This window comes from Streptomyces sp. NBC_01445 (assembly GCF_035918235.1).
GTDB lineage: Bacteria > Actinomycetota > Actinomycetes > Streptomycetales > Streptomycetaceae > Streptomyces.
The window spans coordinates 6174125-6190693 of sequence record NZ_CP109485.1; the positions used below are offsets into that span (position 1 = coordinate 6174125).

Below are 16569 nucleotides of genomic sequence, written 5' to 3' on the forward strand. Positions count from 1 at the left end.
TCGGCCTCAGGCGGAAACGGCGACCTTGGGCTTCTTCGGTTCCGGCTTGCCGTCGTTCGGATTGGTGAACGCCTCGTACGCCTTGAGGACCTCGTCCGTCGGACCGTCCATGCGCAGCTCGCCGCGCTCCAGCCACAGCACCCGGTCGCAGGTGTCGCGGATCGACTTGTTGTTGTGACTGACGAGGAAGACCGTGCCGGCCTCCTTGCGCAGCTCGCGGATGCGGGACTCCGAGCGCTTCTGGAAGGACCGGTCGCCGGTGGCCAGGGCCTCGTCGATCAGCAGCACGTCGTGGTCCTTGGCGGCGGCGATGGAGAACCGGAGCCGGGCGGCCATGCCGGAGGAGTACGTCCGCATGGGCAGCGTGATGAAGTCGCCCTTCTCGTTGATGCCGGAGAAGCCGACGATGTCGTCGTAGCGCTCGCGCACCTCCTCGCGGCTCATGCCCATGGCGAGGCCGCCGAGATGGACGTTGCGCTCGCCCGTGAGGTCGTTCATCAGCGCCGCGTTCACGCCGAGCAGGGACGGCTGGCCATGCGTGAAGATCCGGCCGTTCTCCGTCGGCAGCAGCCCCGCCACCGCCTTGAGCAGCGTCGACTTGCCCGACCCGTTCGTGCCGATCAGGCCGATCGCCTCGCCCTTGTAGGCGGTGAACGACACCTTCTTCACCGCGTGCACCTTGCGCACGCCGGCCCGCGCCTCGGCCTTCTTCCGCCCGCCGATGATGCGGCCGAGCGCGGCGGTCGCGGTGCCGCGGCCCGCGCCCGTGCCGTTCACGCGGTACACGATGTCGACGTCGTCGACGATGACGGTGGGGATCCGCTCCCCGGAGGTGTCAGCCACGGCCGTACGTCTCCTCTGCCTTCCAGAAGTAGATGAACCCGCCGACGCCCGCGAGCAGCGCCCACCCGGCCGCGATCGCCCACACGTGGGGCGGCAGCTGGCCGCGGTGGAAACTGTCGATCAGGGCGAAGCGCATCAGGTCGATGTAGACGGCGGCCGGGTTCGCGGACAGCAGTACGTGCACGACGTGCGGCAGGTGCTGGTTCTTGAGCACCTTGTCGATGCTCCACATCACGCCGGACGTGTACATCCACGTACGCAGCAGGAACGGCATCAGCTGCGCTATGTCCGGCGTCCGCGCGCCCATCCTCGCCATCACGAGGGCCACGCCGGTGTTGAAGACGAACTGCAGCAGCAGGACCGGCAGGACCAGGAACCACGAGAGGGCCGGCGGAACGCCGAAGCAGAGCAGGATCACCACCAGCGCGCACATCGAGAACAGCAGCTGCTGGAGCTGCTGGAGCGCGAACGACACCGGCAGCGCCGCGCGCGGGAAGTGCAGCGCCCGTACGAGACCGAGGTTGCCGGAGATCGCGCGGGTGCCCGCCATGATCGAGCTCTGCGTGAACGTCCACACGAACACGCCGGTGACCAGGAACGGCACGTAGTCCGGCACGTTGTGCTTCGTGTCCATCAGCACGCCGAAGATGAAGTAGTAGACCGCCGCGTTCAGGAGCGGGGTCGCCACCTGCCACACCTGGCCGAGCTTCGCCTGGCTGTACTGCGCCGTGAGCTTGGCCGTCGCGAACGCGGTGATGAAGTGGCGCCGCTGCCAGAGCTGGCCCACATATTCCGCGAGGGTCGGGCGCGCGCCGCTGACCGAGAGGCCGTACCGCGCGGCCAGCTGCGCGGGATCTTCCACCGGGGCGGTGACCGCCGGCGGGGGAGGTGTGTCGACTGCCTGACTCACATCCGCTGCTTTCGCTCAAAGGGTCGGAGACGTCGGAACGGGCCCGTATCGTCGTGACGCGAGCGTAGGGCGTCGCGACGTCGGAACGCAACCGTTTCGTCGTAGCGCCGTAAGCTGTTCACCATGACGACCAACGCCGACTCCTCCCCCGAGCTCTCGGCTTCGCTCGAGCAGGGGGGACCCCCGTCGCCACCGCGTCGCCGGGCCCCCGCAGGGGCAGCCGTCCTCCGTGAGGATGTGACCGACGCCATCCGGGCAGCCGTCTTCGAAGAGCTCGCCGCCGTGGGCTATGCCCGTATGTCCATCGAGGGGATCGCGCGCCGCGCGGGCGTCGGCAAGACGGCCGTCTACCGCCGCTGGCGCTCCAAGCTGCACCTGGTCCTGGACCTGGTCTCCGCCATAGCGGTACAGGGCCTGCCGGCCCCGGACACGGGTTCCCTGGAGGGCGACCTGCGCCTCCTGTACGAGGTGACATCCCGCGCCCTGAGGCATCCGGTCGCCGGCCAGATCATCCCCGACCTCCAGGCCGAGGCCGCCCGCAACCCGGAAATCGCCGAGGCCATGCAGAAGGCACTGCGCGAGGGGCAGCACGGGGTGGCGAGCGGCATCGTGCGCAGCGCCGCCGCGCGCGGGGAGGTCAGGGCGGACCTCGACGAGGACCTCGCCCTCGACCTGATCTCGGGCCCGCTGTACTGGCGCGCGGTGGTGGTGCGCACGCCGTTGCCCAAGGGGTACCTGGGGAAACTGGCTTCGGCTACGGCGGCGGGGTTGAGGGCGCTGTAGTTGCCCGCTGACATCAGTCGCGGCGGCGCCCTGGCCACGGCAGATGCCTGGTTCGGATCACCTGTCCGGGTCACGTCCGGACGTGACCCGCGCGAGAGACGTTCGGTGGGGGTAGGTCGTTTCGCGCAAGGCGACCTTGGGATCCATGAGGAGATCAGCTATGTACGCAGTGATTCGGCGTTACGAAGGAGTGACTGACTCTGCCGAGGCAGGGCGCCGAGTGGACGAGGGATTCGTGCCTCTCCTCCGCCGGGCCCCCGGTTTCGTGGCCTACTACTGGGTGGACGCCGGGGACGGAGTGATGGTCTCCACCAGCGTCTTCGAAGACCGATCCGGGGCCGAAGGGTCGATCGACCGGGCGGCGGACTTCGTACGGGACAACCTCTCGTCGCTGCTCCCCAACCGTCCTCAGGTCACGGCCGGCCCGGTTGTGGCTGCTGGGTAGCAACCTGCGACGTCGCGGAACTCCGGCCAGAGCCTTGAAAATCCCGGGAAAACTGCATGTGTGTTTGGTTGTGAGAGGGGCAGCGCAGCCGCTCACGCATCCCTGCGGCGCAGCATGAACAGGGTCGTCCCGTGCTGTACGTGTCCCTGGTGGTCTGGGCGTTCGGGCTGCTCGTGGACGGCGTGTGGTGCGGGCTGCTCGGGCGGCGCGCGGTGGTGCTGCCGCTCGTGGCGCGGCTCGCGGACCTCGATGCCTCCTGGTCCGGCGCGCTCCTCGCGCCCCCGCCGAGTGCGCGGCTCACGGACCGGATCGAGCAGCTGACGGCGACGCGGGCGGGAGCGGTTGCCGCGCACGGGGCCGAACTGCGGCGTATCGAACGGGACTTGCACGACGGGGCGCAGGCCCGCCTCGTCTCCCTGTCGATGCGGATCGGGCTGGCCAAGCGGGCGTACGAACGTGATCCGGCGGCTGCCCGCAAGCTCATGGACGACGCCCAGGACCAGGCCGAGGAAGCGCTCGCCGAGCTGCGGCACGTGGTGCGCGGCATCCATCCGCCGATCCTCACCGACCGTGGTCTGGCCGGCGCCGTGCGGGCGCTCGCCGCCGGAAGCGGGCTCGACGTGACCGTGCGCGAGGACGGTGTGGGGGACGGGTCGCGCGCCCCGGCGGCCGTGGAGGCGGCGGCGTACTTCGTGGTCGCGGAGGCGCTGACGAACGCGGCGAAGCACAGCGGCGCCGACCGGGCGACCGTGGAACTGGCGCGTACGCAGGGCGGGTTGAGGGTTTCCGTGCGGGATGAGGGGCGGGGTGGCGCGCAGGGGTCGGGCGGCTCGGGGCTGCTCGGCATGCGGCGCCGGGTTGCCGCGCTCGACGGGACGACAGAGGTGTCGAGCCCCGTCGGGGGGCCGACCGTGATCGAGGTGGAGCTGCCGTGCGTGTGGTGATCGCTGAGGACAACGCGCTCCTGCGCGAGGGGCTCGTCCTGCTGCTGAGCTCGGCCGGGCACGAAGTCGTGGCCGTCGCCGGGAGCGGGCCCGAGGTGCTGCCCGCGCTGCTGGAGCACCGGCCGGAGGTGGCGGTGCTCGATGTGCGGATGCCGCCGGGGTTCCGGGACGAGGGGCTGCGGGCGGCCCTGGCGGCCCGAAAGTCCTTGCCGGGACTGCCTGTTCTGGTGCTGTCGCAGTACGTCGAGGAGTCGTACGCCGCCGAACTCCTGGGTGACGGCGCGAGCGGTGTCGGCTATCTGCTCAAGGACCGGGTCGGCCGGGTCGACGAGTTCCTCGACGCGCTCGACCGGGTGGCCGGGGGCGGTACGGCCCTCGACCCCGAGGTCGTCACGGAGCTGCTCAGCCGCCGCCGGGACGACCCGGTCGACGGGCTCACGCCGCGCGAGCGCCAGGTGCTGGAGCTGATGGCGGAGGGCCGGGGCAACACGACGATCGCGGAGACGCTGGTCGTGTCCGAGCGGGCCGTCAGCAAGCACATCGGCAATGTCTTCGCGAAGCTCGGGCTGCCCCCGAGCGACAGCGGGCACCGGCGGGTGCTCGCCGTCCTGGCCTACCTCAACAGGGCGTAGGAGGCGGAGGGAGCCGGCACCCGGTCTACGGCCGGTTCAGGCCGTGACCACGCTGAACGCCGGGCAGATCTCCGGCTTCATGGTCCCGCGCCGAACGGGACTCACCCCACGGCGGTCCCGTGCACCCGGACCCAGCCCTGCCACGCCGACTCGACCATGTCGCGTACGTCGCGCTTCGCCGTCCAGCCGAGCTCCGTCGCGATGCGGTCCGCGGAGGCGACGACGCGGGCCGGGTCGCCGGGGCGGCGCGGGGTGACGACGGGGTCGGTGCCGTGGCCCGTCGTCGCGTTGATCAGCTCGACCATCTCCAGGACCGAGACGCCTTCGCCGCGGCCGATGTTGAGGGTGAGGTCCGTGCCCGGGGCCTCGCCGCAGAGGCGGCGGGCGGCGGCCACGTGGGCCTCGGCGAGGTCGACGACGTGGATGTAGTCGCGTACACAGGTCCCGTCCGGTGTCGGGTAGTCCGCGCCGAAGATCCGCGGGGCCTCGCCGTCGGTGAGCCTCTCGAAGACCATCGGTACGAGGTTGAAGACGCCGGTGTCGGCCAGTTCGGGGGCGGCCGCACCCGCCACGTTGAAGTAGCGCAGGGAGGCCGTGGCGAGGCCGTGCGCCCGGCCCGTCGCGCGGACCAGCCACTCGCCGGCGAGCTTCGTCTCGCCGTACGGGCTCATCGGCAGGCACGGGGTGTCCTCGGTGACGAGGTCGACGTCGGGCATGCCGTACACCGCGGCGGACGAGGAGAAGACGAAGGACGGGACGCCGCCCGCCGTGACCGCCTCCAGGAGGACGCGCAGGCCCTCGACGTTCTCGCGGTAGTAGTGCAGCGGCAGTTCCACCGACTCGCCGACCTGCTTCTTCGCGGCGAGGTGGACGACGCCCGTGATGCCGTGCCCGGCGATGGTGCGCGCCACGGCGTCCGCGTCCAGGGTCGAGGCGACTACGAGGGGTACGCCGTCCGGGACGCGCTCGGCGACGCCGGTGGACAGATCGTCGTAGACCACGGTCCGCTCGCCCGCCTCCTGCATGGCGCGGACGACGTGCGCCCCGATGTAACCGGCACCGCCGGTGATCAGCCAGGTCATGTCGGTACAGGGTCCCCTCGGTCGAGTCGGCAAGAACGTTCGCGTGCGGTCGGCGCTCTAGTGAACCAGGCGGTTGAGGCGGCCGCGTGCCACCGCAAGGGCTCCGCGTACGCCCGGTGCGAGGCGTACGGCGAGGGCGCCGGAGTGGGTCGCGTACGGATGGGCGAGCAGCATGCCGTGGCGCAGGCTCGGCAGGGCGGTGCGGCGCAGGAGGCCGGGGCCGGTGACGGCGTGGGCGCTGGCGTCGCGGCTCGTGCCGTCCGCGAAGTTCACATGGAGGCGCAGGTCCCAGGTGCCGGCGGCGAGCGCGGACAGGTCGAGGGACGTCTCGGCCTCCCAGGTCCCGGCGTCGCGTCCGGGTACGAGGGTCACGGTGCGGCGCCTGGCGGGGCGGTGGCGCCGGCGGTCCATGACCTCGATGTCGACGGTGGCGGGGCCCGCCTCGGCGACGCGGCCGTACAGGTCGTGCAGGCGCAGCCGCAGCCGTGAGCCACGCGCGCGTGGCCGCAGTTCCGCCTCTATGGCGATGGGGAGGAGGCCCATGGGGCGTACGAGGAGGTGCTCCAGGGTCACCTGGGGGAGGTCGTCGGACCAGATCGGCGTGCCGTCCGCGGCGCGTGCGTAGGGCGGGCGCAGCCGGGCGGGGCGGGCCGCGACCTCCTTGAGGCGGGGCAGGTCGCGCGGGTGGTCGGAGGCGAGGATCACGCGGGCGACGACGCGGCCGGGGGCGGGCGCCGCGTCGATGTCGGCCGTGTCGAACGTGGCGAGGTAGGCGCGGGTGCGGTCCCACCACTCGGCGCGGTACCCGGGGCTGCGCAGGTCGAGCTCGCGGGCGTACATGCGCAGGCTGTGGTCGAGGAAGCGGGTGCGGGCCGCGCGCGCCAGGCGCTTGTGCGAGGCGGTCAGGAGGATGTCGACGGACTGGCGGTGCGCCTCGATGCGGCCGGTCCAGTTGTCGAGTCCGGCCCGGTCGAGGGAGAGCGACAGGCGGTCGGCGTCGCGGCGCACGTGCCAGATGTAGACCGTGTCGGGGACGAGCGCGATGCGCGGTCCGGCGGCGAGTACGCGCGCGGTGAACACGAAGTCCTCGTAGACGAAGCGGCCGTCGGGGAAGCGGATCCCGTGCTCGCGCAGGAAGTCCGTGCGGTAGAGCTTGTTGACGCAGAGGGTGTCGTGGACGAGGCGGGGGCGGCGCTCCGGGTGGGGGACCACGGCGGGCTCGGCGTACAGCTCCGGCTGCCACGGGATGTCGCGGCCCGAGGGGAGTTCGCGGCGCACGCACAGGCCGGCGGCGACCTCGGTGCCGTGGGCGAGCGCCGCGCCGAGCAGGGCGTCGACGGCGCCGGGCGGCAGCACGTCGTCGCTGTCCAGGAACATGACGTACGGGGCCGAGGCAGTGTCGATGCCGTCGTTGCGCGGGGTGCCGCAGCCGCCGCTGTTCGCGGCGCGGCGCACCACCTTCAGACGTGGCTCGTCGTCCGCCGTGCGCCGGAGCAACTCGCCGCTGCCGTCCGTCGAACAGTCGTCGACGGCGATCACCTCGCGGACCGCGGGGCCCTGGGAGAGGGCGGAGCGCACGGCGTCGGGGACCCGTGCCGCGTCGTTGTAGCCGATGACGACGACGGAAACCTGTGACTGCGGGGGCGACGGCTGCTGGGGCTCGGGCTGCACTGCTTCCACAGAAGGAAATCCTAGGCGTTTGCGGTAATTGTCCGGTAAGTAAAGCTCTTACGCCTCTGATCCCTTCCAGAGGGAACGGAACGAGAGGACGGCACCTCCGAGGAGCAGGCCGTTGCGCGCCAGCATCAGCAGCGAGCCCGTCCAGGTGGCGGCCTCGACGTCGCGGTACAGGACCGGGTACGCGAGCGCGCTCAGGCCGGCCGCTGCCACGACGAGTGCGGCGACGAGGCGCTGGGTGGTGTGGCGCGAGGTGAGGCAGACCGCGGCGAGCCCGAGCAGCCAGATCAGGTACTGCGGGCTGATCACGCGGCTGGTGACGGTGAAGAGCAGGACGGCGCAGAGGGCCGCGTCGAACGGCGTCGCGGGGCTCCAGCTCACCGCCCGCAGCCGCCAGAGCATCAGCAGCGCCGCCGCGACGGCGGTGAGTACCAGGGAGGCCGTGGCCACCGCGCCCACGTGTGGGCCGACGTACTCCATCGCCCCGAACTGGTAGCGGATGTGTCCGGACCAGCCCGCCCGCCGCGCGAACGACAGGACCGTGCCGCCCAGCGACTCGATCTGCACACCCCGCTCGCCCTGGTGGCGCAGGAACGAGAACGGCGAGCGGAACGCGACCGCGAGGGCCAGCAGGATCGCGACGCCGGAGGTGAGCGCCGCCGTCCACGCCTCCCGGCTGGTACGTCCCCGGGGCGTGCCGAGCAGGGTGAGCGCCGGCCACACCTTCACCAGCGCGCCGCACGCCGCGAGCACGCCGCCCGCGCGCGGGAACCGCCCCATGAGCAGCAGCGCGAACACGGCGAGCGCGGTGACCTCGATGTCGTAGCGGGCCAGCGGGATGTGGAGCAGGAGCGGCAGCCCGGCCACCCACAGCCAGGCGCCGCCCGCACTGCGTCTCGGCCGCGCGCCGGTCCGGGCGAGGGCGAGCGTGACCAGGGCGTCCGTGGCGAGCGTGAGTGCGACGAAGCCCTGGAAGTACGTGAGGCCTGGGATCAGGCCGGGCGCCAGGAGGACGGGGCCCGCGCCGGGCGGGTACTGCCACATCGCGTCACCGGCGGGGAAGGCGCCGTCGGCGAGGGGGGCGTACCAGCGGGCGTACAGCGTGTGCACCTCGTGCGCGATGCCTCCGACGCCGAGCGGGGCGCGCTCGTCCGTGACGAGCAGGACGAGCATCGCGGCGCGGGTGGCCAGCCAGGTCAGGGGGAGCGCCGCCCGTGCGAGGGGTCCTGGGCGGACCCAGGTCGCGTGGACGGGCGCTGAGGTGGTGGGCGGCTGAGTCTCGAGCGTCACCTGCGCGAGCGTACGATCGAATGCCCGCATATTCGGTGATAATCACCATAATGCGGCTTTCGTGTCGGGCGGAGTGGCGCCGCATCCGACGCCGGTGGCCCGACTATGCGTCCAGCGCCGCCCCGTCCAGCGCCCTCGTCAGGCGGTCCAGGCGGGCGCGCATGTCCTCGATCTCCACCAGGTCGAACCCCGTCGCGGCCGCGATCCGGCGCGGCACCAGCGCCGCGCGCTCCCGCAGCTCGGTGCCCGCGCCGGTCGGCCGGACGTTCACCGAGCGCTCGTCGCGCGCGCTGCGCTCCCGCTGGACCAGGCCGGCCGCCTCCAGCCGCTTGAGCAGCGGCGACAGTGTGCCCGAGTCGAGCCGCAGCCGCTCCCCGAGCCGCTTCACGGGCAGCTCGCCGTCCTCCCAGAGCACGAGCATGACCAGGTACTGGGGGTAGGTCAGGCCCAGGTCCTTGAGGAGCGTGCGGTAGACGCCGCCGAACGCGCGCGACGCGGCGTTCAGGGAGAAGCAGATCTGGCGGTCGAGCCGCAGGAATTCCTCGTCGCCGGGCGTCTCGGTCGTCTCGGTGGTCATGGCTCCAGGGTAGCCGGGATGCCTCGGTGCGCAACTTGGTTGTGCACAACTGAATTGCGTGCTCTACTTGTATCCGTCAGCGCAGCACGTACTCCACCGCGGACGTCACCGCGGCCCCACGCAGGAGGATGTTTTTCATGGAAGCGATCTACACCGCCGTAGCCACCGCCACGCATGGCCGTGACGGCCGCGCCGTCAGCTCCGACGGCCGCCTCGACCTCCAGCTGGCCATCCCCACGGAGATGGGCGGCAACGGCCAGGGCACCAACCCCGAGCAGCTCTTCGCTGCCGGGTACTCCGCCTGTTTCGCCAGCGCGCTCGGTCTCGTCGGCCGCGCCGCGAAGGTCGACGTCAGCGACGCCGCGGTGACCGCCGAGGTCGGCATCGGCAAGCAGGGTGAGGGCTTCGGGCTCGCGGTGACGCTGCGCGTGGAGCTGCCGGAGACGGTCGACGCCGAGACCGGCCGCAAGCTCGTCGAGCAGGCCCACCAGGTCTGCCCGTACTCGAACGCGACCCGCGGCAACATCGACGTCGAGCTCGTCGTCGAGTAGTTCGAGTAGTTCGAGTAGTTCAGTAGGACGAGTAGGGCGAGTAGTCGGCAGGAGTGCGCGGCCGGTCGGCGGGAGCGTACGGCGGCGACGCGTCGGCCCCAGCCTCGTTCGTCGAGAACGGGGCCGGGGCCGGGGCGGGGCCGCCAGGTCCGGTCGCTCCGGTCGGCAACTGCGCCTTCGCCCACTCGATCGGGTGATGCGAGGTCTTCGGCGGTCGGGCGTCGTGCCTCACGGTCGCCAGGCGTTATGTCCCGTATCTCCGCCACCATCCCGCGCCGCACGCGCGATCCATGACGGCAAGGCTGCGTCACAAATCGGATCATTTGGGACAGGATCGGCGCGTGCGCATCTCTTCGGACGGTCCGCGAGGCCGCACCCCCAGGGTCCTTCCCGCCGCCGCACCCGCCGTGACCGCGGTCCTGCTGCCGGGCCTGGTGATGGTGGGCCTCGGGCTCTGGGGGCTCGACCGCGGCACGATCTGGCGGGACGAGGCCGCGACGATGCTCGTCGCCACCCGCTCCCTGCCCCAGATCCACCATCTCCTCGGCAACATCGACGCCGTCCACGGCCTCTACTACGTACTGATCCACTTCGTACTCGGCGGGCAGACCGACGCCTACCTGATGCGACTGCCGTCCGTCTTCGGTGCGGCCGCGGCGGCCTGCCTCGTCGCCGCGCTCGGGGTCCGCCTGGTCCGGCCCCGCGTGGGCCTGTGGGCCGGACTCCTGTACGCCGCCTCGCCGTTCACCGGCTACTACGCGCAGGAGGGCCGCTCGTACGCGATCGTCGCGGCGGGCGCCGCCGCGGCGACGCTCATGCTCGTCCGCTGCGTACGGCATCCGTCGTGGCCCGCCTGGGCCGGGTACGCCGCGCTCGTGACGGTGACCGCGTGGCTCCACGAGTTCGCCGTGCTCGTCCTCGCCGCGCACGCCGTCACCCTCCTCGTCTCACGCGCCGCCCCCGTGCTGTGGCGGGGCTGGGCGTCCGCCGCCGCTGCCGCCGTCCTGCTGGTCCTGCCCCTCGCCGACGAGGCGCGGGGGCAGAGCTTCCAGGTGGCGTGGATCCGCAGGCCGGGCTGGGAGGACGCGGAGGCGTTGCTGCGGCTCGCCGCCGGGCACCCCGGTGCCGTCTTCAACACCACGCTTCTGCTCGCCGCCGCCGCGGTGCTCGCCCCCGCGGTCCGCCGGGGGGCGTGCGGACTCGTGGCGGTCGCGCTGCCGCTGGCAGTGGTGCCGCCCGCGCTGCTGTTGACCGTCTCGCAGTGGCAGCCGCTGTACGCGCCGCGCTACACGTTCTTCGCGTTCGCCGGGCTGCCCCTGCTGGTGGCGGCGGGCGCGGACGCGGTCCTGCGGCGCCTGCCGGGCCGGGTGCGGCCCTCCTGGTACGTCCAGGTGACCGCCGGGGCCGCCCTGGTCGCGGTGGCGTTCTGGGTGCAGTTCCCGGCGCAGCTGCGCGAGCGGTCGCCCGAGGGCCGCAGGGACGACTTCGGGGCCGTGGCGCGCATGGCCGAGCGGGACCTGCGGCCCGGCGACGCGCTGCTCTACCTGCCGAAGACCGGCCGGCGCCTGACGGAGACGTACCCGCGCGCGGTCGCGGGTGTGCGCGACGTGGCCCTGAAGTCGTCAGGCGCCCGTTCCGGAACCCTGTACGGCGTGGACGCGAGCCCCGCCGAACTGCGCGCCCGGATGGCGTGCCTGCCCCGCGTCTGGGTCCTCTTCGACGCGGAGGCGGGGCACCCCGGCTGGCACACCCGCAACACCGTCGAACTCACCAAACTCGCGCTCCTGGAGCGGGACTTCATGCCCCTCGCCGAGTCGAGACGCCGTAGCGGGCTGCTGCGCCTGTACGAGCGTGTGGGCGGCCCGGCGCCCACGTGCGCGGCCTCTGCGGGGCCGCCTGCCGGGGCGACCGCCGCGCCCACCGAGCCCACGCTGGAGTCACCGTGAACGCCATGCTCCTCGCCCTCCTCGACAACCGCCGCCCCGACCGGGCGCGGGCCGTGCCCGCCGCACGCGCCTCGCCCGCGTCCCGCATGTGCCGGTGGGCCGACCCCGCCGCCGTCCTCGCCGCGACGGCGCTGATCGCGGTCAGGGCGGCGGGACTCGGGCGCTGGATCGTCGACGACGCCGCCGTCACCTTCGCGTACGCGCGCAGCGTCGACGAGGGCCTCGGCCCGGTCCAACTCCCGGGCGCCGCACCCGTGGAGGGCTACTCCAACCCGTCCTGGCTCGCTCTGATGACCCTCGGCCGCAGACTCGGCCTCTTCGACCACGGCTCGTTCCTGGGCGTCAGCGACCTCGTGCTCTACCCGAAAGCACTCGCCCTGCTGTGCACGGCCGGCACGCTCGCGTGCATCGCGTGGACGGCCCGCGCCGTGCTCCCCGGCCGCGCGTGGGCGGTAACGCTCCTGGCGGGCACGGCCCTCGCCACGAACCTGTCCTACGTGGCCTGGTCCTTCTCGGGCCTGGAGAATCCGCTGTACGGGCTGAGCGCCGCCGCGACGGCCGCGCTCCTCGTCCGGGGCGTCACCCGCGGCGACCTCACCGCCCCCCGCACCGCTGTTGCCGCCGCCACGATCGCCCTGCTCGCCGCGCTGACCCGCCCCGACGGTGCCGTACTCGCGGGCGCCTACCCCCTCGTCCTGGCCCTCTTCGTGCGCCGGCGCGAGCTGCCCCGCTCGGTCCGCGCGCTGGCCCTGCACGCAGGTGTCGTCGCCGTGCCCTACGGGGCGTTCCTGCTGTGGCGGCACGCCGTCTTCGGTCTGTGGGTGCCGAACACCGCGGTCGCCAAGGCGCAGCAGACCCCGCGGCTCGCCCAACTCGCCCAGGCCGGTGACCTGTTGACGTACGCCGGCTGGGCCTTCGCACTGATCGGCGCGCTGTGCGCCGGTGCCGTCCTCGCGCGGCCCGGCAAGGGGCGGCGGGCCCTGGTGGCGCTGCTCGTGCCGCTGCTCCTGTCGCTGCTCGCGTACGGGGTGCTCGGCCGGGACTGGATGGCCCTGTACCGGTTCGCCACGCCGGTGTGGGTGCTCGCTGCGGCCGTCGCCGCACTGTCGGCCGTAGCGCTGTGGGAGGGGGAGGAGACACGCGGCCGGGCCGTCCTCGCCGCGGCACTGACCGGCGCGCTGGTCCTCGCACACGCCGGACAGGCAGACCGCGAGGCCTCGTTCAAGGCTCACCCGACGCTCTCCATGTGCTTCGTCGCGGAACGCTACGGCCAGGTGTTCAACACGTACGCCGAGCGCCTCGGCCTGCGCCACGCCACCGTCGCCCTGCCCGACCTCGGCGGCACGCTGCTCACCACGCGGCTGCGCGTACTGGACCTGGCCGGCCTGACGGACCGCCGCATCGCGGACGCGTACGCCTCCGGCGACACGAGCGCCCTGCGTGACCATGTCCTTCGCGCCGAGCGCCCCGAACTCCTGCACGTCCACGAGGCCTGGGTGGACAAGCCGGGCCTGACCCGCGCACGCCTGGCGGACGCCGGTTACGTCCTGCTGTACCGGCAACAGAACGGCGGTGACTTCGTCCGGGCCGACGCCGTCCCGGACCCAGCCCGGATCACCGCCGTACGCGCCTGGGCCAAACCCCGCGTCGACCGCCTGATCGCGAGCCAGGACCACACCAGCGGCTGCGGCGCCACCCTCATCCCGGGTCAGGCGGCTGCCCTGTGACGGTCGCGCTGCTTCGCGCGCCCGCCCGGACCGCCTGGGCCAAGCCCTGCCGCGACCACCGGTGCCTGCGACGCCACAACCCTCACCCCGGGCCAGGGAGCCGCCCTGTGACGGACACGGTTTCTCCCGCGCCTGGGCGGGCCAGCCACACCAGCGCCTGCCGCAGCCCCCTCACCCCCGCACAGGAGGCCGCCCTGTGACCGCCACCCTTCTCCCCGCTCCCGCCCGCCCCCGCAGCGCGGATGCGCGCGCGCCGCGGCTCGATTCGCTGACCGGGATGCGCTTCATCGCAGCCCTCGCCGTCTTCGTTCACCACACCACCGGACTCGCCCCGGGCAAGGGTCTCGCGCAGGCGCCCGTGCTCTTCCCGTACTCGACCATGGGTGTCAACGGCGTCGGGTTCTTCTTCGTGCTGTCCGGGTTTCTGCTGGCCTGGGGGCACCGCCCCGGCACGCGTCGCGGTCTCTTCTACTGGCGTCGCGCCGGCCGCATCTGGCCCGCCCATCTCGCCGCCACGATCCCGTGCATCTGGGTGTTCTACCTCTGGGGCGGCGTGCCCACGGACGCGTTCAGTTTTGTCACGTCGCTGCTGCTCGTGCAGACCTGGTTCCCCGGCGTCGTGCCCATGTTCCCGGGCAACAGCGTGGCCTGGACGCTCAGTGTCGAGGTGTTCTTCTACCTCCTGTTCCCGTGGGTGATCGGCCCGGCGCTGCGCCTGCGCACCCGCACCCTCGCGCTCCTCGCGGCGTCCGGCCTCACCGCCATGTGGGCCGTCAACTGGTGGGCCGCCGCGCACCTTTCGCCCTTCGCCCGCGAATGGGTCATGCGCCATCCGGTGACGCGCCTGCCCGAGTTCGCGGTCGGCCTCGTGTGCGCGATCGCCCTGCGCCGCGGCCACCGGATCGCCCTGCGCCCGGCCGCACTGCTCGCCGCCTTCGCCGCGTACACGGCCGTGTACTGCCACCGGACCGTCTGGTTCTCGCCGGACACAGTGGGCCAACTGGAGTGGACCGTGCGGCCGTTCGTCGCCGTGTTCTCGGCGCTCCTCATCGTCGCGTACGCCCAGCGTGAGCTGTCCGGGCGCCGCGGAGCGCTCTGTTCGCGCCCCATGGTGCTGCTCGGCGCGTGGTCGTACGCGTTCTATCTGCTGCACCAGACGCTGAACCGGTACGTGCAGGACACCTGGGGCCGGATGCGGCCCGACAACTCCGCCCTGTTCACGCTGTGCGGACTCGCCGTCGCGGTGGTCGCTCTGTCCTGGGCGCTGTTCACGTACGTCGAGGAACCGGCCAGAAAGTGGTGGTCCCGGCACACGCCGCGTCGTCTCGCACGGTGACCCCACGCGGACATGCGCGTTGAAAAGCCATCAAGTCACCCCGACCCCCTTGATGGAGGCCGCCATGCACCAGTCCGCGTACGAACAGATGGAGCTCTGTGTCCGGAGCTACCTGCCGCGCGGGCGGCGGCTGCGGGTGGTCGACCTCGGCGCGCGGGTCTCGGACGGACAGGTGCGCACCCACAAGTCGCTCTTGGAGGGGTACGACACCGAGTACGTCGGCGTCGACGTGCTGAAGGGGCGCAATGTGGACGCGGTGATGGCGAAGCCGTACCGTATCCCGGTTCGCTCCAACAGTGCCGACTTCCTCATTTCCGGCCAGGCCTTCGAGCACATCCCGTTCTTCTGGGCCTCGATGCTGGAGATCGCCCGGGTCCTCAAACCGGAGGGCACCGCGTTCATCACGGCCCCCTCGCGCGGCCATGTGCACGACGCGCAGGACTGCTGGCGCTACTACCCGGACGGGATGCGCGCCCTCGCCGCGTACACGCGTCTCGAACTGCGCGAGGTGTACACCGACTTCCCGCCGATGAAGGGAATCCGGCACGCCTACGGCAGCATCGACGCCAAGCACGCCTACTGGGGCGACACCGTCGGCGTCTTCCGCAAGCCGGCCAAGTACCCGCGTCTGACCATGGCGTTGGTGCGCTCGACGACGCGCTGGTGGGCCAATCGCGTCGGCGGAGTCGACGGGGTGCCGCTGCCGACGCCGCTCGCGGGACGGGAGAGGTGCGGCCGGCCGCTGGTCCTTCCCAAGCCGCCCGGCGCATCAAACGGTGAGAAAATCCTCCGTGTTGACGAAATGTGACATGAAGAACAATGCGGACGTAAGGTGCCGCGCATGGCATGGCGAAGCGCAGTGAACGGCGTCATCAAGCAACTCACCGGGTACCAGCTGACCCGCGTACCGGTGCCCGCTCCCCGGCAGGCCGCCCGCGCGCCCGAGCCTGCGGCCCCGGCGCCCAAGCCGACGCCGAAACCCAAGGGCCTGGTCCTCCCCGAGGACTACGACGACGAGGCGAAGGCCATCATCCGTGCGGTCAAGCCGTACACGATGACCTCGCCGGAGCGGCTCAACGCCTTCATCCTCGCCACCCGTCACATCGTCAGGCACAACATCCCCGGCGACATCGTCGAGTGCGGCGTGTGGCGCGGCGGTTCGATGCAGGCCTGCGCCAAGGCCCTCCTCTCGCAGGGCGACACGGAGCGCGGCCTCTACCTCTTCGACACGTACGAGGGCATGACGCCGCCCACCGAGGAGGACCTCAGGCGCGACGGCAAGTCCGCCGAGGAACTGCTCGCCGCCCAGGGCAAGGACCGCCCGATCTGGGCCGTCGCCACCCTCGACGACGTCAAGTCCGGTTTCCAGGGCGTTCCTTACCCCGCCGACCGGCTCCACTTCGTCCAGGGCAGGGTCGAGGACACCGTCCCCCAGCAGGCCCCGGAGCAGATCTCGATCCTGCGCCTCGACACCGACTGGTACGCCTCCACCAAGCACGAACTCGACCATCTCTACGACCGGTTGGTGCCCGGCGGCGTCCTCCTCATCGACGACTACGGCTACTGGCAGGGCTCGCGGCAGGCCGTCGACGAGTTCCTGGAGAAGACCGGCGAGCGGCTGCTGCTCCTGCGTATGGACGAGGGGCGCATCGCCGTCAAGCCCTGACCCGGCCCTCACCCCCGACCCGACCGATCCCGCGCAGCGCGGCCGCCCGCCGGCCCGCTGCGCGGGATCGCGTGCGTGATCACCCGAATGGCTCAGGTGTGGTGACCCGGATCGACAGAGCGGGTTGTTAACAAGTAGGTCCCTCGCGGGTCGCGCAGCC

16 protein-coding genes and 1 pseudogene are annotated in these 16569 nt (G+C 72.2%); 10 read left to right on the forward strand and 7 right to left on the reverse strand.

The genetic code is table 11. The annotated features are described in order from the left end of the window. Window positions 1-6: 6 nt before the first annotated feature. Complete coding sequence (locus OG574_RS28145) at window positions 7-843, reverse strand: ABC transporter ATP-binding protein (protein ID WP_326775471.1); 837 nt, start codon at window positions 841-843, stop codon at window positions 7-9. Then, window positions 836-1753 carry an ABC transporter permease gene (locus OG574_RS28150; protein WP_326775472.1) on the reverse strand — a complete coding sequence of 306 codons (918 nt, stop codon included), beginning with the start codon at window positions 1751-1753 and terminating at the stop codon, window positions 836-838. The genes OG574_RS28145 and OG574_RS28150 overlap by 8 nt, the downstream gene beginning before the upstream one ends. A 123-nt stretch (window positions 1754-1876) precedes the next feature. Here OG574_RS28150 and OG574_RS28155 point away from each other — a divergent pair, with 123 nt between their 5' ends. The 4 genes and pseudogenes from OG574_RS28155 to OG574_RS28170 all read left to right on the forward strand — a co-directional run bounded on the left by OG574_RS28155 (window position 1877) and on the right by OG574_RS28170 (window position 4557). Continuing rightward, window positions 1877-2536 (forward strand): TetR/AcrR family transcriptional regulator, encoded by a 660-nt coding sequence (locus tag OG574_RS28155; protein ID WP_326775473.1) that lies wholly within the window; start codon window positions 1877-1879, stop codon window positions 2534-2536. A gap of 235 nt (window positions 2537-2771) precedes the next feature. Then, window positions 2772-2981 (forward strand): hypothetical protein, encoded by a 210-nt coding sequence (locus OG574_RS28160; RefSeq protein ID WP_326775474.1) that lies wholly within the window; start codon window positions 2772-2774, stop codon window positions 2979-2981. A 137-nt stretch (window positions 2982-3118) separates the two neighbouring features. Then, window positions 3119-3925: pseudogene (locus OG574_RS28165) on the forward strand (sensor histidine kinase); the annotation flags it as partial. After that, window positions 3913-4557 carry a response regulator transcription factor gene (locus tag OG574_RS28170; RefSeq protein ID WP_326775475.1) on the forward strand — a complete coding sequence of 215 codons (645 nt, stop codon included), beginning with the start codon at window positions 3913-3915 and terminating at the stop codon, window positions 4555-4557. The pseudogene OG574_RS28165 and the gene OG574_RS28170, both read left to right, overlap by 13 nt. A gap of 101 nt (window positions 4558-4658) precedes the next feature. Here OG574_RS28170 and galE read toward each other — a convergent pair whose 3' ends face one another. From galE to OG574_RS28190, 4 genes are all read right to left on the reverse strand, one after another. Next, window positions 4659-5639: a UDP-glucose 4-epimerase GalE gene (gene galE, locus OG574_RS28175; protein ID WP_326775476.1), complete on the reverse strand. Its 981-nt coding sequence runs from the start codon at window positions 5637-5639 to the stop codon at window positions 4659-4661. A gap of 57 nt (window positions 5640-5696) precedes the next feature. Continuing rightward, window positions 5697-7319, reverse strand: a complete 1623-nt coding sequence (locus tag OG574_RS28180) for a glycosyltransferase family 2 protein (protein WP_326775477.1) — start codon at window positions 7317-7319, stop codon at window positions 5697-5699. 48 nt (window positions 7320-7367) lie between these two features. Beyond that, window positions 7368-8606 carry a glycosyltransferase family 87 protein gene (locus tag OG574_RS28185; RefSeq protein ID WP_326775478.1) on the reverse strand — a complete coding sequence of 413 codons (1239 nt, stop codon included), beginning with the start codon at window positions 8604-8606 and terminating at the stop codon, window positions 7368-7370. A 103-nt stretch (window positions 8607-8709) separates the two neighbouring features. Continuing rightward, window positions 8710-9183 carry a MarR family winged helix-turn-helix transcriptional regulator gene (locus OG574_RS28190; protein WP_326775479.1) on the reverse strand — a complete coding sequence of 158 codons (474 nt, stop codon included), beginning with the start codon at window positions 9181-9183 and terminating at the stop codon, window positions 8710-8712. A 137-nt stretch (window positions 9184-9320) separates the two neighbouring features. On the opposite strand from OG574_RS28190, the gene OG574_RS28195 reads away from it, so the two are divergent. Then, window positions 9321-9734: an organic hydroperoxide resistance protein gene (locus tag OG574_RS28195; protein ID WP_100598921.1), complete on the forward strand. Its 414-nt coding sequence runs from the start codon at window positions 9321-9323 to the stop codon at window positions 9732-9734. Between the two features lie 19 nt (window positions 9735-9753). Here OG574_RS28195 and OG574_RS28200 read toward each other — a convergent pair whose 3' ends face one another. Then, the gene (locus OG574_RS28200) at window positions 9754-9966 is read right to left on the reverse strand and encodes a hypothetical protein (protein ID WP_326775480.1); all 213 of its coding nucleotides are present in this window, start codon (window positions 9964-9966) and stop codon (window positions 9754-9756) included. A gap of 109 nt (window positions 9967-10075) precedes the next feature. On the opposite strand from OG574_RS28200, the gene OG574_RS28205 reads away from it, so the two are divergent. The 5 genes from OG574_RS28205 (at window position 10076) to OG574_RS28225 (ending at window position 16409) form a co-directional block, all read left to right on the forward strand. After that, on the forward strand, window positions 10076-11680 hold the full coding sequence (locus tag OG574_RS28205; RefSeq protein WP_326775481.1) for a glycosyltransferase family 39 protein: 1605 nt from the start codon (window positions 10076-10078) through the stop codon (window positions 11678-11680). Then, entirely contained in the window at window positions 11677-13407 is a 1731-nt protein-coding gene (locus OG574_RS28210; RefSeq protein ID WP_326775482.1) for a hypothetical protein, read from the forward strand. The genes OG574_RS28205 and OG574_RS28210 overlap by 4 nt, the downstream gene beginning before the upstream one ends. A 196-nt stretch (window positions 13408-13603) precedes the next feature. Beyond that, a complete protein-coding gene (locus OG574_RS28215) occupies window positions 13604-14743 on the forward strand; it encodes an acyltransferase family protein (protein ID WP_326775483.1) in 1140 nt (379 codons plus the stop codon). Between the two features lie 64 nt (window positions 14744-14807). Next, on the forward strand, window positions 14808-15551 hold the full coding sequence (locus OG574_RS28220) for a methyltransferase domain-containing protein (protein WP_326775484.1): 744 nt from the start codon (window positions 14808-14810) through the stop codon (window positions 15549-15551). A 33-nt stretch (window positions 15552-15584) separates the two neighbouring features. Then, window positions 15585-16409, forward strand: coding sequence for a TylF/MycF/NovP-related O-methyltransferase (locus OG574_RS28225; RefSeq protein WP_326775485.1), 825 nt, complete (start codon window positions 15585-15587; stop codon window positions 16407-16409). The last annotated feature ends 160 nt before the right edge of the window (window positions 16410-16569 follow it).